The organism is Micromonospora sp. AMSO12t, assembly GCF_008806585.1.
Classification (GTDB): Bacteria; Actinomycetota; Actinomycetes; order Mycobacteriales; family Micromonosporaceae; genus Micromonospora; species Micromonospora reichwaldensis.
Window position 1 is genome coordinate 1 of the sequence record NZ_WAAS01000161.1, and the last position, 14,866, is coordinate 14,866.

At 66.5% G+C, this 14,866-nt stretch carries 13 protein-coding genes; 7 read left to right on the top strand and 6 right to left on the bottom strand.

All coding sequences use genetic code 11. The annotated features are described in order from the left end of the window. The first annotated feature begins 279 nt into the window (after positions 1–279). The 3 genes from F6X68_RS21530 to F6X68_RS21540 all read left to right on the top strand — a co-directional run bounded on the left by F6X68_RS21530 (position 280) and on the right by F6X68_RS21540 (position 3,910). Complete coding sequence (locus F6X68_RS21530) at positions 280–1,503, top strand: helix-turn-helix domain-containing protein (RefSeq protein ID WP_151455981.1); 1,224 nt, start codon at positions 280–282, stop codon at positions 1,501–1,503. 24 nt (positions 1,504–1,527) lie between these two features. Further along, positions 1,528–1,995, top strand: coding sequence for an NUDIX hydrolase (locus tag F6X68_RS21535; RefSeq protein WP_151455982.1), 468 nt, complete (start codon positions 1,528–1,530; stop codon positions 1,993–1,995). A gap of 388 nt (positions 1,996–2,383) precedes the next feature. Further along, the gene (locus tag F6X68_RS21540) at positions 2,384–3,910 is read left to right on the top strand and encodes a hypothetical protein (protein ID WP_151455983.1); all 1,527 of its coding nucleotides are present in this window, start codon (positions 2,384–2,386) and stop codon (positions 3,908–3,910) included. A 466-nt stretch (positions 3,911–4,376) separates the two neighbouring features. Here F6X68_RS21540 and F6X68_RS21545 read toward each other — a convergent pair whose 3' ends face one another. The 5 genes from F6X68_RS21545 to F6X68_RS21565 form a co-directional block, all read right to left on the bottom strand. After that, positions 4,377–5,465, bottom strand: a complete 1,089-nt coding sequence (locus tag F6X68_RS21545) for an ImmA/IrrE family metallo-endopeptidase (RefSeq protein ID WP_151455984.1) — start codon at positions 5,463–5,465, stop codon at positions 4,377–4,379. 37 nt (positions 5,466–5,502) lie between these two features. Continuing rightward, positions 5,503–6,177: a hypothetical protein gene (locus tag F6X68_RS21550; protein WP_151455985.1), complete on the bottom strand. Its 675-nt coding sequence runs from the start codon at positions 6,175–6,177 to the stop codon at positions 5,503–5,505. A gap of 687 nt (positions 6,178–6,864) precedes the next feature. Continuing rightward, entirely contained in the window at positions 6,865–7,614 is a 750-nt protein-coding gene (locus F6X68_RS21555) for a hypothetical protein (protein WP_151455986.1), read from the bottom strand. A 763-nt stretch (positions 7,615–8,377) separates the two neighbouring features. Next, positions 8,378–9,400, bottom strand: coding sequence for an LD-carboxypeptidase (locus tag F6X68_RS21560; protein ID WP_151455987.1), 1,023 nt, complete (start codon positions 9,398–9,400; stop codon positions 8,378–8,380). A 40-nt stretch (positions 9,401–9,440) separates the two neighbouring features. After that, a complete protein-coding gene (locus F6X68_RS21565) occupies positions 9,441–10,055 on the bottom strand; it encodes an ATP-binding protein (protein WP_151455988.1) in 615 nt (204 codons plus the stop codon). A 380-nt stretch (positions 10,056–10,435) separates the two neighbouring features. On the opposite strand from F6X68_RS21565, the gene F6X68_RS21570 reads away from it, so the two are divergent. After that, positions 10,436–10,879, top strand: a complete 444-nt coding sequence (locus F6X68_RS21570) for a hypothetical protein (protein ID WP_151455989.1) — start codon at positions 10,436–10,438, stop codon at positions 10,877–10,879. Between the two features lie 499 nt (positions 10,880–11,378). Continuing rightward, positions 11,379–11,798: an ASCH domain-containing protein gene (locus F6X68_RS21575; RefSeq protein WP_225852340.1), complete on the top strand. Its 420-nt coding sequence runs from the start codon at positions 11,379–11,381 to the stop codon at positions 11,796–11,798. Between the two features lie 69 nt (positions 11,799–11,867). Here the strand turns inward: F6X68_RS21575 and F6X68_RS21580 are convergent, their stop codons facing one another. Next, on the bottom strand, positions 11,868–12,332 hold the full coding sequence (locus tag F6X68_RS21580) for a carboxymuconolactone decarboxylase family protein (RefSeq protein WP_225852341.1): 465 nt from the start codon (positions 12,330–12,332) through the stop codon (positions 11,868–11,870). Positions 12,333–12,479: 147 nt separating this feature from the next. On the opposite strand from F6X68_RS21580, the gene F6X68_RS21585 reads away from it, so the two are divergent. Beyond that, positions 12,480–13,346 carry a sigma-70 family RNA polymerase sigma factor gene (locus tag F6X68_RS21585; protein WP_151455991.1) on the top strand — a complete coding sequence of 289 codons (867 nt, stop codon included), beginning with the start codon at positions 12,480–12,482 and terminating at the stop codon, positions 13,344–13,346. Positions 13,347–13,452: 106 nt separating this feature from the next. After that, positions 13,453–14,866: Hsp70 family protein (locus tag F6X68_RS21590; RefSeq protein WP_151455992.1), on the top strand; the 1,414-nt coding region annotated here is incomplete at its 3' end.

Consider the following 14,866-nt stretch of genomic DNA (forward strand, 5'->3'; position numbering starts at 1 on the left):
CAGCACCCACCCCGGGCCAGCCTCAGCAGGTCGCCGAGCGACCGGAACCCGCGCAGTCCAGACAGGACCGCCGGGCAAGCGAACGAGTCCGCTCCGACCCCCGCCCCATCCCCCGAGTGGCGGTGCGGGCGAGGGTGTACTTCCAGCCCGCGCCCGAGCAGGATTGGCAGTTGCTCGATACGTTCAGCCCCGTCATGCACACAGGTTGTGGCACACACCGCCCAGTGACCCGGAAAATCCTTCCGGGGTCGCAGCCGACCGAGGGGAGACAGTGAACCGGTGCGCGGGACGACCAACACCCTGACCATCGGCGAACGCGTCGCCTGGTACCGCAGACGACGCGGCCTGTCCCAGGAAGTCCTAGCCGGACTCATCGGCCGTACCGCCGACTGGCTGGGCAAGATCGAGAACAACCGGATCGAGCTAGACCGGCTCTCCGTCATCAAGTCCCTCGCCGAAGTCCTGGACATCTCCCTCGGCGACCTGCTCGGCGAACCCTCGCTGCTCGACTGGACCGCCGACAGCGGTACCGAAACCGTTCCCGCCCTGCGCGCCGCCCTGATGAACTACCGCGCCCTCGGCCCGTTCGGCGCCGGCACGGACGCAGAGCCACCGAGCGTCGCCGCGCTCAAGAAGGAGGTCAGCGCCCTCTGGGACGCCTACCAGGACTCCCGGTTCGGGTACGTCACCGGCCGCCTACCCGACCTGCTCCACCGAGCCCAGGCCGCCGCCGACCACCACGACGGCGACGACCAGGACCAGGCCCGCTGGCTACTCGGCCTCGCGTACCAACTCGCCGCCACCCAACTCACCAAGCTCGGAGAAAGCGACCTCGCTTGGATTGCCGCCGACCGCGGCTTGGCCGCCGTCCGCCCCACCGGCGACCCGCTCGTCACCGGCTCCCTGTTCCGCTCCGTCGGCCACGCCCTGCACGCCACCGGCCGCTACGCCGAAGCCGTACGCCTTACCGAGGACGCCGCCGGCTACCTTGAGCCCCACCTCAAGCACGCCACACCAGCGCTGCTCTCCGTCTACGGCACCCTGTTCCTGTCCGGCTCGATGGCCGCCGCCCGATCCAACGACGCCGCCACCACCCGCACCTTCCTCGCCGCCGCCGATCACGCCGCCGGCCAGCTCGGAGCCGACGCCAACCACCTCTGGACCGCGTTCGGTCCGACCAACGTCGCCATCCACCGCGTCGCCACCGCCGCCGAGCTGGGCGACCTACAAGTCGCCATCGACCTGGGACCGCGCGTCGACACCGCCGGCCTGCCGATGGAGCGTCGGGTACGGCACGCCCTGGAAGTCGCCCGCGCCTACAGCTCGTGGAACCGCGTCGACGATGCCCAGGCCGTCCTACTAGACGCCGAACAGATGGCACCCGAACAGGTCCGCCACCACTTCCTCAGCCGCCAACTCGCCCTGACTTGGGTACGCCGACAGCGGGGCAAGCCCTCGGCCGAGCTGGTCAGCCTGGCTCGCCGGCTCCAGGTGCTCGACTGATTCCAGCCCCTCTAGGCTGCCCTGGTGACGGCCAACGAGATGCCACCCATGGCAACCCCACGCGTCGCCGCCGGCGCCCTCTTCTTCGACAGCGAAGGCCGGGTGCTGCTAGTGCGCCCCAGCTACAAGAAGCACTGGGACATCCCCGGCGGCTACGTCGAACCCGGCGAGTCACCGCGTGCGGCGTGCATGCGGGAGATCGAGGAAGAACTTGGCCTCACCGTCGCTGTTGGTCCCATGCTCGTCGTCGACTGGGCACCGGCCGACCACGAAGGAGACAAACTTCTCTTCGTCTTCGATGCTGGTTCTCTTACTGGGGAGCAAGAACAGGCCATCCGCTTTGCGGACGGTGAACTCACGGAATGGCGTTATGTGACAGCAGAACGCCTGGATCATCACGGACCGCCTCGACTCACTCGTAGACTCCGCGCTGCGATCGCAGCGCGCAGCAGTGGCAAGGCTGCTTACGCGGAGCACGGCAGCTCTCTCTAGCTCGGAGTTTCGACAGGGGTTCAGCTGCCTTGAACGGGCTGCACGCGTCGCCTGGCACGCACCAGCCGCTGCCAATGTCGCTCTGCGGCCGTCATTCCCGATACAAGGCTGCTGACGCGGAGAGTGGGAGGGCTCGCCGGGACGACACGTCGTTGACCGGCGAGGTGGCGGGCCAGCAGCCGGGCCGCGCCACACGACTAGGCCCCTGCGGCGCAGGGAAACGCACAGCTCCTCGGCCGGGATGCCCGGCCACTTGCGAAGGATATCGGAGATCCGAGCCCTCGCCTAGCCATGTGCCTCAAAGTCACTCGGCCAGCGGTCCGGTTGGGCATCTTTAGGTACCTGGACGCAGGGTTTACATGAACTCGCTCAGCGTTAGCCTAAACCTATGCAGCAGCGACCGGTCGTCATATTCTTCCGCGCTAGCGATGACGCGCCCTGGGAGGCCAAAAGAATATTATCTAAATTGGTGAACCTCTCGACGGACGGCGACGCTCTAAATTTTCGGGTCAAAGCCGGACTCCTTATGCCGCTTGGTAGCCGGCTCAACTCGGTTGGATATTCAGCACGGGTTGGCGGGGAGCGGCATCTTGAACGCCATGAACTTGTAACGCCGTATCAGGTTGAACTAGAGGCCAAAGGACATCTTTTTCGGTGTCTTGAGTTCGCCCACCGATCCCAGTCCTTCACAGTCGAGTCTATGGTTGGCGTCTCCTACTACTGCCTAGCCTTCAGCTCCACCTCACTGGATCTAGTACGCGAGGCGGCGAGCCAAGCCGGCTCGCACGACGTGGTGGCAATCGCAGGCTTCCCCGCCGATGACTTTCTTTGTTTTACCGCCCTTTGGGACTGGCTCCTCTTGGCGTACATTGTGGTACAAGGCTTTGTTCTGGAGGCCATCCAGGAAACGGTTGCCGACTTCGGATTGAGCCAGGAGGGATTGAATGACTACGCCTGGTCTCCAGGTGAGAGGCCATGGAATAGTCCTGGATTTTTCTCAAACGAGTTCGAAGGGCATGTTTTACTTGAACGGCGCTTGTCAGAGTTGCCCTTACCTCCAGACTTGAGTGCAACTAAGTTATTTCGCCGAAAGAAGGTGGCCTCTCCGGCGCGGATCGCTCTACGACAGCTTCCTGGCGAGATTGATAAGATCAACCGGAGGGATGATCCTGAAAGGCCGGGCCACTTCGAGCTCGATGAGCCTCTCTGGCAGTGGCCCGATCCTGAGCAGGCTTACCGCAAGATCGAAGACTATTGTCTTAAGGTAGGGCACCCCGAGCGGAAGTGGGAAGGATTTGCGCGTATCGGGTTCTTGAGCCACTACGGCGACGGTCGCTACCTGGCGTACCTGCTGTGCAGCGCGCTCCTGTGTAGCGATTTTACTGCCTACGATATGAAGGTGAGCGCAGATGGAACTCTAGAATTCTCCGTCAATGTCATGGTTGCGTGCAGGACTGGGGAGTTTCGAAATATCTGGACAGCATGGAACGCGAAGCCCGGGCGCCCCATCGCCCTCTCGTCCGCCTATGTCTCCCCGCCCGGCGGAAGGGTTTGCTCTAAGCCTCTAAGTCCGCCTGGTCGGATAAGCGAATCCGCAAGCTGGGACGACCGTTACGCATGGGTGGAGGGCGCCGCCCGCAAGTACGGCAACGCGGTCTCAGGGGAAGGGCTTTGCGCCGTGGGCTGGTTGTGGCTCCCACACGACGACTCGGCTACGAAGAGTTTTGCGGCCTGGTGTAGGCGAAATAAGGGACAGTTCACCTTCAAACGTAAGAAATACGGAGGGATGGTTACCCAACTCAATCTTGAGCTGACTTTCCTTAGTATGGAACAGATTGTGGCATCATTAAGGATGGCTCAAGCGTGTCTTGGCATGTTGGGCGTTCGGAGCATCGTTGACGTGCGGTACGACTAGAGTACGACTCCGTTTGACCAGATGGGCTGCCTCGGACGACAACAAGGTCGCGAACAGCTTGGCTGCAGCTCACGCAAATTGGACCGATCCGCACGAGGGCGCACCTACCGGTGCTGGCTTACGACTTGCACTTGGGACACCAGCTGTCGGCTTGCCGGCGTTCCACCGATTCTCAAGGCGCTCGGCTGATCCTAGTCCATCTGAGCTGCCCCTTGGTGACGGCATAAATGCGCGAGGCCGAAAAGAACCTTCGTCTTCGACGCACCGCTCACCGCCAACAGGAAAGTACAATTCGATTTGTCGATGGGAACTTACGATTGACGCTACGGGTCCGCCGACCTTTTAGGGCGCTACGAGCCGGTCCGCTTGGTTTGTAGGCTCGCGGATAATTCATGGCAGCAACAGCAGGGCCCCTGCCTCCGCCCAGCACGGCAACACCCTCTATCCGCCCCCTTGCCGCGAGCCTCTATTTTGTGCCGCGCACGAGCTGTAGCGTTGGACGGTCAAAGGATCGTTGTCCACCGCCCTCAACTGCTACAGGCACTAGTCCAAAGACGTGACGGTTGAGTTCTTCGCGGGTTAGTTGAAGCTCATCCAGAAGGGGGCGCCAGCCCCCAACATCCCGCACCATCAAGCGAAAAACCTTCGTAAGAACCTGTGAACTCTCGCGGGCTATACCACCTGGCTCACTTCGCCGATACCCTAGCTGGGAAAGCCTCTTGGCGGCTGTCCGATACTTCCAGTCGGAAAGCATCCCAATCTCGTGGAGGCGATAGGTTAGCGCAAGGGCAGCAACTTTCCACCGCCTCTTTGCCACGAGGATTTGATTGGGAGTCATGTCGTAAACCGAATGGGCTAGGAGGTCCGCTCGCGGCATTAGTAGAGCAGATGCGAATGCCTGCGCTTCTTCTTCGGCTTGCATTCCATTCGGCACACGATGCTCACTATGCATCACGAGATGCCCGAGCTCATGTGCTGCATCGAAGCGCCCACGTTCACCGCTCTTGCTCGTATTCAGGAATACGAAGGGCCTGCCCTTATGCTTGAAGGAGAAGGCATCCACATCTTGGCAGTCATGAGCAAGCGAAAAGACCCGAACGCCGTTCGCTTCGAGTAGATGAACCATATTGGGAATGGGTGACTCGCCTAAGCCCCAGAAGGCTCGAACCCTTTCCGCTGCTTCCTCTGGACCCAAGTGAGGGAAGGTTGGCAAGTTAGCTTCAGGAAGCCGGAACCGCTTTTCGATCCAGTCGTTAATAAGCATAGCGATGCGGCCGGCGCTTAACGCGGCCCCCCGATCTAGAGCAGTCATCTTCGACAGCGCCCGAAAGCTGACTGCGTCTATAGGAATCTCTTCGAGAGTTGAGCCCTGCAGGAACGAGAGCGGAACCTGCAGGGCAGACGCTAGCGCGTAGGAGGTGTCCGCCGCGGGCGCCTTATGTCCATTCTCGTACGCCGTAAGACTGCGAACTGAAATGCCAGACGCTGTGGAGAGGGCGGCTAGTGTCATCCGCCGTCTCTTCCTTGCGAGAACGAGACGAGACGGCGTAACCACTGCTACCTCTCCTTTTCATCAACAGGTACTTAGACCTTCACAGCCAGTCCACGGCGATGTCGGGGCCCTGGTCGTCATCCTCGTCGTAACGGAAGATGTCCAGGGAGTCGACGTCGCCCGGGTAGGGCGTGCTTGCCAGCATCACTCGTTCTTCCCAGTCCTCCACAGACTTGCACTTGATGTCCGTGGGCAGGGACAGTTCGGCGCACAACTCCTCGCCTACCCGTCGGTAAAGCAAGATCCAGAGGGGGATGTCTTGAACGCCGGGCTCCCGGCTGGGTTCCTCGCGAACCAGTCGAAGCCCAGGGAGAAGGTCCCCTTGGACGTACCGTCCAAGCAGGCGGTTGTTGACCTTGATCAGTTCGGCGAACGCTGAGCCCTTCGGGTTCTTGGTGCGCACCTTGCCGTTGGGGTCAGCAATGCCGCCGCGCCCACTAACCGCAGTGATCGCGAAGTCTCGGTTAGGACTCAGGGCCCGCAAGATCTGGTCAGCGTTGGTGGCTCCCCACTCACGAGGCTTCACCGCCTCCCGGAAGTAACGGTTCAGCCTGGTCCAGAAGATGAAAGACCGCGCGCTCGGGGCATCCAAACCCGTGCACGTTCTGGCGTCGCTCACGGCCGCCTCGATGGAGACCGCGAAGTCCTCCGCCGCAAGGCCCAAGCTTGCGAGCCTGTCGTCGGCCTCCGAGCCGACGCGCCACACCTTCGTCAAAGCTCCTCCTAGGGGTTCCAAAAACCGTACCTCAGATGAGGTCGGATTTTTGGAACCGTGACGGCGTGTCGGGCCGCGACCCGCAGAACTATGCAACACCCGTTCGAAGATGTCAAGATCAGCCGCCCGAAAAGACTGATAGATCCGGATTGACTAGCGGGTCTTGCTTGCTCCTAGCAGCTCATGCGTATGTGGGACATCAAGTAAGCAGGGTGTGTCGGTCAACGCGGAGGGGCTCCCCGGCCCGAACCGGCACCGTCTGGCAATCGACGCGGCTCGAACCCGCGCGGCGCAGCGGAGTTGGGGTCACGTCCGGCCGGAACCGCTTGGGACGCTGGCGAGAGCATCGCTAACAGCAACCGCGCCGGACAGTGGGATGCTGGTGAGCGCGGCGACGGCAATGCTGCGGAGCTACCGACCGCTCTCGTACGAGGGCAGGACTGCTACACAGAGCTTGGAAGCGTGTCGTGGCTTTAGGTGCGTTGAGACAGGTATGAAACACGGCATTGCCGAGATACTCTCTTTTGGATCAAGGCGGCCCGCAAGCGGGCCGCGCCGGCCCGGCCCCGGCCTGCTGGCGGCCTCCGGCCGGCATCGGCCGGGCGAGCCGGCCACGCTGAGAGACGACACGACCTGAAGACGCCAGGGTTCCATGTCGATCCCCGGCCCTCCTCGGAGATTCGCCAACTATCGATGGCGGTACCGGGCAAGCAATCTCCTTCGAGGCTTACTGCTACCTCGCCTGTTCAGGCTGGGCTTCTGTCTCCGCGGTCGGTTGCCGCCAGAGCCAGAGATGGCCAAGTAAACCCCGAGGATTCCAAGGGGTGTACCGAGCAAGGTGTCCCACTTTTCCAAGGTCTTCGGGCTATTGGCGTACGTCGTCCCCACCACGACGGTCATCAGGACAGAGAGAGCGACCAACGCACCTACCCTCTCGATCGCCCTGGCTGAGGGGTTCAGACGCTGGGCCAGAAGCAGGAAGCACCCGAAAAGGTAGCGGACCAGGAGGAGAGCATCTCCGGCCCGTTCGTCACCGGCTCTTGCAGCTTCCTCGACCTCATCCAGCCACGCAGTGGGATGTTCGATAAGGCCGGAGGCATCCTCTCGGAGGACGCTAGCGATGCCAACGGAGGCGAAGAGATTGGCACTGGTTGCAAGCTGTTCCCAGACGCCGGAGTCGACCTGCTTCAGGGTCAGCCGGTGTGCCCGGGCCAAGGTCTTCAGCGCGGGGGTCACCTGCTCGGCGAACCTCGCACTCATGGCCTCCGACACCCGAGCCGCCTCAATGAGCGCCCTCACCCCCGGGGTCGCCTGCTCCGCGAACCTCGCACTCATGGCCTCCGACACCCGAGCCGCCTCAATGAGCGCCCTCACCCCCGGGGTCACTTGGACCTCCTCAGGCTGGCTAACGGGACCGCCGGTCAGGGTTTCAGCCACAGCAAAACTCCTCGTGTGCGTGTCCCACACGCGACCGATCAGCCAATCGATCAGGGGTAACGGCGGTCAACATCAGATGAAAGCGACGAAGGTCTTGTAGCCTCCGCGACGGATCTTCACTTCGGCCCATCCGCCCGAGCAGCGTACGACAATGCGACACCGCTAGCTAACCAGCAGCAGTCGGATGCTGACAGCCACTCAGCGTCAGACGCGATCGCAAGGTGGTCAGCGTCCGTCGAGGGCTGGGGCGATCGGCTGCCGCGCCGCTTCGCGGCTTGCCACCGGATACCGGGGTCCAGGCGCGCGGAAAGCCGGCGACACGGCAAGCCGCCCCCGGCCCGAAGGCCGGGGGCGGTAATCCGTACGCCGCCAGACAGCCGCGCGCCCACCGCGCAGCCGTGCCAGCTACGTGCCAGTAGCCGGTGTCCCAGGCGGTCAGCAGCGGTCATGATCGGGCACGACGACACCCTCGCTGACCAGGCGTTACGGACAGATCAGGTCAGCCAGAAACGATCTTCCAAACTGACGGTGCGAGTTCGATTCTCGTCGCCCGCTCCAGCAGTACCGGCCCAGGTCAGCGGCGTTCTCGCCGAGCCTGGGCCGCTCTCGTCTCAGCTCTCTCTGATCTTACGTGCCATTGGCGGGCCAGTAGCGTCGGCCGTGCCGTCCGAGGCGGGTCCTTGTGCCGGTGGCCGACAGTCTGGTTCCCCGGCCGTCCGTTACCTTCGCCGACTCGTCGATGCCCCTGACCGATCCGTGTTGCTCAGCCGACCGGTCCCGTTGTCGCATGCGGCCGTACCGCCGGTTCGAGCAGTGACAACGTCCGCTGCTGGGCATCGAGGCCGACGTGGATGCCGACCGGCATCGGCAGATTCGGGCCGGCGTGTCCGAACTCGACGTTACCCAGGACCGGGATGTCACGTTCACCGAGGACGTCGAGGACTATCTCGGGCAGGGTCGGGGACGCGTCGGGCGCCCCGAGCCCGTCGATCGCGTACGGGACGCCCACGACCATGCCGGAGATCCGATCGAGGATGCCGCAGTGCCGCAGCACCTGCAGGTAGCTCCACACGTACGACGCGTGGCCGCCCATTTCCTCCCAGAACAGCACCGCACCGTCGAACCACTCGAGCGGCAGCGCGTAAGGCGTCGCCTGCGCCAGCACAATACGATTGATCACCCCGCCGATCAGCCGGCCTTCGGCACGACCGCCACGCCAGCACTCCCATGACGGGGTGGCAGGCAGCGCACCGATGGCCTCGGTACTGGTCAGCAACGTCGAATAGAGCCTTTCAAGTTCCGCTCGGCGTGCTGCGGGCGCAACCTGCCACGCCCCGCCAAGTCCAGGCGTGGCCAAGTCGGCATGGAACCCGACGAGTCCCGTGCGTGCGTAGAGCACCAGATGCAGCAGCGAGATGTCGCTGTAGCCGAGGATCGGCTTGGGGTCGGCAGCGATCGCCGCAACGTCGATCAGGTCGAGGTAACCCAGCGCCGTCTGGCCACCGTCGTGCGCGATGATGGCGCGCACCTCAGGATCACGCAGAAGAGCATTGAATTCCCTGGCGATCTCCGCTGGCGTAGCCGCGCTCCACCAGTGGTGGCGCCCTGCTTCGAGTAGCGGAGCCCGACGCACGCGAAACCCCATCCGCTCGAGCACGACCATCGCCTGCTCGAGGTCGGGCTCGTAAGCGGCATGGAGCGGCCCGGACAGCGATGCGATGACGACGAGATCTCCGGGCCTCAGGGCACGAGGCCGAAGCAGCTGAGGCAGTGCGGATCCGGTCACCGGCGCAGTGTCCCAACACGCGCAAAGACACGCTACGCACTTACCGCCTGGACCGGAACGTACGGTCAGGCGTTGACCGAAGCAGGGTGAGGACCGCTTCCTCGATGGGTTCGATGACCGGATCCCCATGGCCTGAGGTGTCCACTTCGACGACGGCGTCGACTCCGTCCGGCGGCTCGAAGATCGACCGCTTCATGTCGCCTCGCTGAAACTGGGATTCGAGCTGTTGGTCGACAGCCGCGCCGCTGACCGCTCTGGCACGGAGGCGATCGCGGATCACTGCCTCATCGGCCACGACGTGCACAGCGAGCACTCGTGCGCCACACGTGATCAGCGCATCGAGCAGCCTGTGCGACAGCACCGAGGACTCCACGACGAAACTCACCCGTGCGGTCGCGAACAGCCGGGCCGCGTCGGCCATCACGGCCTCGGCGCGGAGGCTGAAGGGACCACCGGCGATGTGGAAATCGGAATCGAGCTGGACACCGCCACCGTGCGTGACGGAAGCGGAGGACAACCCGAGACCGGCCTTCAACTCGTCCCGGGTCAGCAGCGGTAGCCCGAGGCGGCGCGCCGACGCGATGGCGACCGTGGTCTTTCCGGCTCCGGGAGATCCGCATACGGCAACCACCACCGGCCTCTCCCTTCCGAGCATCCGCCGATGGTGGCAAACCTCCAGCCGGCTGTCGACGGGCCCCACAGCTATCCCGGAGTCGTTCGCCGGGCGAGGTCGTCGACCGCGAAGCCGGTCCCGCCCGCGCCTGGAGGTGACCCAGGGTCGCCGCCGAACCGGAGGGTGGTCGTCAGCGGGTCGCGGTCGGTGACCGATTACGGGCGGAGCCTCGTACCCGAACTTGAACGGCCTGCTGGCCCGCACGGCACGGCAGAAAGCGACATGGTACCGAAACACCGTCAGGCCGAGGCGGTAGTGAGCAAATTAGGTCGATCCGCCGATCACTCGCCTATCGTGGCCATTGATCACACCAGGGAATGGCCGAGGCGGAGCAACGACCGCCCTGTCGGAAGAAGTGGGAAATGGCGAAGAAGGTTGCCGTCAAAGTCAACGAGGATGCGATCGTCTGGAAGGAGTTCACCAGCGCCAGGGGGAAGAAGTACGAGGTGGGCTACCTCGGCGAATCCGGCGCGGACCAGGGCGGGTCGGGTGCACCCATGGGGAAGACCGACTTCGGCATCAGCTGCAACTGGCCTGTTGGCGGAAACGACTGGATAACCACCGAGAGCAGCTTCAAGACCACGACGGCCATCTCGAGGTACAAGCTGCATTCCAATGCTGACATGTCGGGTGACAATGTCGGCGGCTATGCCTACCGGCTGGATTTCTCCAACGAAGAGCATTACGACTACGAATTCTTCGACCAGGAAGGTGACAGCTACCGGTGCAACACCTTCAGCAATACTGACCATTTTGTTCGGTACAACTCCGACAAGCCCACGATTGCGTACATCAAAGGTAGTTAGCGTCGAGAGCCGCCGATCGGCAGGTGCACGGGCAGCGCCGGGAGGCGCTGGAAGCACCCGCCCGCGGCCCGCCGGGTGTGCTGGTCAAGCTGCTCCTGTGCGTTGTCGGCGGAGTTCATCGACGCGGTCGGGGGCCTGTCGACCTTCGACAACCCGGTCACCTTGCCGCCTACGCCGGCCTGGCGCCGGTAGAGCCCTCGGCGAACGCGCCGTCTCCACCCTCAAGACCACGCTGACCGGCAACAGCCGGTAGCCCCGGCCCGACCGATCACGACCCCGGTGGACTCGAAGTAGCGGGTGTGCGCGGTGCAGAAGAGCAGAGCCAGCCGGGCGTCTGGGCAATCACGACAGTGGCGCGGCGAGGAACGTCGCGACGACCGGCGCTCGGCTGGTGAACATGGGTCCATTAGACCGGAGCCGGGGCCAGGCATCGGTGGATGCCGACGTCGTCGACGAAAACCCGACCGCCCCGAGCAGCGCTGACGCGTACCCTTCGGACGTGGAACTTGATGATCTTTCCCCTGCGGAGTTCGCGTTCCCGGGGCCGCTGCGGGACCAGTTGGTGGCCGCGATCCTGTCCGGTGCGAAGACCTCGACGTCCAGCCTCGTGCTCGGCTACGAGCGGACGGACGAGCCGATGCCCGAGGTGGGTGAGCGCTCGGCGGTGGTCGACTCGGCGGGCCGGCGGGTCGCGGTGATCGAGGTGACCGAGGTACGCGTGGTCCGGCTCGGCGACGTCGACCTGCCGCACGCCCTCGACGAGGGCGAGGGCTACGAGTCGGTGGCGCAGTGGCGGGCTGGGCACGAGACGTTCTGGCACAGCGCGGAGGTGCGCGCGGAGCTGGGCGACCCGGGCTTCACCGTCGACGACGACACCCCGGTGCTGCTCGAGCGCTTCCGGCTGGTGCACACCGTCTGAGCGCCCCTTGCCCCACGCGCGACCCGGGCGCGCGGCGGCACGCGCCGTACGCCCGGGTCGGTCGCCCGCTCAGCCCCAGTTCTGCGGGGCGGGCTGGCGGGTGGTGGCGTTCAACCGGTTGAAGAAGTTGGTGGTCGCGAGCCAGAGCACCAGCGCGGCCAGTTCCTTCTCCTCGAAGTGCCGGGCGGCCTCGTCCCACACCTCGTCGGGCACGGGGTCGGCCCGGTCGGCCAGCCGGGTCGCGGACTCGGCGAGCGCGAGTGCGGCCCGCTCGGCGTCGGTGAAGTACGGCGTCTCCCGCCAGGCGGCCAGCGCGAACAGCCGCTCCTCGGTCTCCCCCGCCTTCCGGGCGTTGCGGGCGCCGGAATCGAGGCAGGCGCTGCACCCGTTGATCTGGCTGGCCCGCAGGTGGACCAGCTCCAGGGTGCTCCCCGGGACCCCGGCCGAGTGGGCCGCCTTGTAGAGCAGATTGATCGCCTTCACCGCGTCGGGAAGCAGGGTCGCGGGGTTCCGCATACGGGCCTGTACGGACATCGTGTGCCGTCCTTCCTGTTACGCTGCCGACGCCCCCGCCGCAGCGCTTTCCTCGTTCGTCACCCTGCTGTCGACAGCCGGAGGGGCGACGTGACAGATGTGACCCGGGCCACACGAAGGCCGGAGGCCGACCGGGATGGCGATGCCGTGAGCGACACCGACCTGCTCGCCGAGCGCTTCGAGGAGCAGCGCCACCGGCTGCGCTCCGTGGCCCAGCGGATGCTCGGCTCCCGGGCCGAGGCCGACGACGCGGTCCAGGACACCTGGCTGCGGCTCAGCCGCGCCGACGTCGATGGCATCGAGAACCTGCCGGGCTGGCTCACCACCACCGTCGGGCGGGTCTGCCTCGACCGGCTGGGCTCCAGCGCCGCGCGGCACGAGCGGCCCGCCGACGTGGCCGCCGACGAGTCGACCACGCCCGGAGACGGCGAGCCCGACCCCGAGCGGGAGGCGATGCTCACGGAGTCGGTCGGGCGCGCGCTGGACGTGGTGCTCCGGACCCTCGGCCCCACCGAACGGCTCGTGTTCGTGCTGCACGACATGTTCGCGGTCTCCTTCGACGAGCTCGCGCCCGTGGTCGACCGCAGCCCGGCCGCCGTCCGGCAGATCGCCAGCCGGGCCCGCCGGCGCGTGCAGGGCGGGTCGCCGGCGCCGGAGGCCGACCGGGCCCGGCAGCGTGGGACCGTCGAGGCGTTCCTCGCCGCGTCCCGCGAGGGGCGCTTCGACGACCTGCTCACCCTGCTCGACCCGCACGTCGTCCTGCGCTCCGACGCGGCGGCCGTGCGGATGGGCGGGGCCGGCGAGGCATGCGGCTCGGCCACGGTCGCCAGCTTCTTCTCCGGCAAGGCGCAGGGGGCGGTGCCGGCGTTCGTGGACGGCGCACCGGGGGCGGTGGTGCTCGTCGACGGCCGTACCCGCCTGGTGCTCAGCTTCGTGGTCGCCGACCGGATCCTCGGCATCGAGGTGGTCGCCGACCCCGAGCAGATCGCCGGCCTGGACCTGGTTGTCGGGTGACGGTCCGCGCCGCCTGAGTCGCACGTCAGGGCGCGATCGGCGCTGGTGCGGCTGCTGCGTACGATTCGGGGCCGGGCATCCCCTCGTCCCGCGGAGGTAACGGCAGATGGCAGGCCAGCACGAGGGGTACGCCCTCGGCGTCGACCTCGGCACGTCCCACACCGTCGCCGTGCTGCGCCGGCCCGACGGGCACACCCGAGCACTGCTCGTGGACGGGCAGCCGATCATCCCCTCCGGCGTGTACGCCGACGCGGACGGGCTGCTGCACGCCGGCCGGGACGCCCAGCGGCTGGCCCGCACCGATCCGGGCCGGTACGAGCCCAACCCGAAGCGGCGCATCGACGAGCCCGCCGTCGTGTTGGGTGACCGCCGGTATCCGCCGGCCGAACTGCTGGCCGCGACGCTGCACGCGGTGGCCCGGGCGGCCGTCGAGGCGGTCGGGTTCCTGCCCCCGGCGGTGCTGACGTGCCCGGCGACCTGGGACGCCGCCCGCCGCCAGGTGCTGGCCGACGCCCTGGCGACGGCCGGTTGGCCGTCGGCGGCCGAGCACACGCTCTCCGGTCCCACGCCGCCGGGCACCCGTCTGCTGCGGGAACCGGTGGCCGCCGCCCGCTACTACACGCAGGTGCTGCGCCGCCCGGTGCCGGTGGGCGGAACGATCGCGGTCTTCGACTTCGGCGCCGGGACGCTGGACGTCGCGGTGCTGCGCAACGAGGGCGCGGACCCGTGGGGCGACTCCGGGTTCACGGTCGTCACCGCGGGCGGCGCGGACGACCTCGGTGGCCTGGACGTGGACGCCGCCCTGCTGGGTCGCCTCGGTGAACTGGTCGCCGAGGCGCACCCCGACCGGTGGGAGCGGCTCACCCGCCCGGAGTCCGCGACCCAGTGGCGGGAGCGCCACGAGCTCTGGGAGAACGTCCGGGGCGCGAAGGAGATGTTGTCGCGGGTGCCGGCGGCGCCGGTGGCCGTACCGGGGGTGGAGGCGGCGGTCACGCTCACCCGGGCCGACCTGGAGCGGGTGGCCGGGCCGCTGCTGGGCCGGGCGGTGGCGGTGACCCGGGACGTGATCGGCGCGGCCGGCCTCGACCCGCAGCAGCTCTCCGGCCTGTTCCTGGTCGGTGGCGCCACCCGGATGCCGATGGTGGCCCGGCTGCTGCACGCCGAACTGGGCATCGCCCCGACCGTGCTGGAGCAGCCGGAGCTGCCGGTGGCCGAGGGGGCGCTGACCGACCTGCCCCTGCCCCGGCGCGCCCGGGCCGCCGACGCCTTCGCCGCACCCGCGCAACCCCCCGCTGCGGCGCAACCGGCCGGCGCACCACAGCCCGATCCCGCCGCGCCGGCACCGCAGGCCTCCGCACCGGCACCGCCCGCCGTGCCGGCGCAGCCCGCATCCGCCGGCAGCACGCCGCACGCGCCCGCCGCGTCGGGGGACGGCGTCGGCGGCCAGGACGGCAGTGCGCCGACCGTGCCCGCCGGCCCGGCCCCCACGCCGACCGCCGTCGCCGGACCGGAGGGCGTCA

Excerpts from the sequence above, each read along its gene's own strand:
- F6X68_RS21565 (WP_151455988.1), bottom strand. The coding sequence starts at position 10,055 with ATGCTCGGAAGGGAGAGGCCGGTGGTGGTTGCCGTATGCGGATCTCCC.
- F6X68_RS21580 (WP_225852341.1), bottom strand. The coding sequence starts at position 12,332 with ATGTCCGTACAGGCCCGTATGCGGAACCCCGCGACCCTGCTTCCCGAC.
- F6X68_RS21540 (WP_151455983.1), top strand. The coding sequence starts at position 2,384 with ATGCAGCAGCGACCGGTCGTCATATTCTTCCGCGCTAGCGATGACGCG.
- F6X68_RS21570 (WP_151455989.1), top strand. The coding sequence starts at position 10,436 with ATGGCGAAGAAGGTTGCCGTCAAAGTCAACGAGGATGCGATCGTCTGG.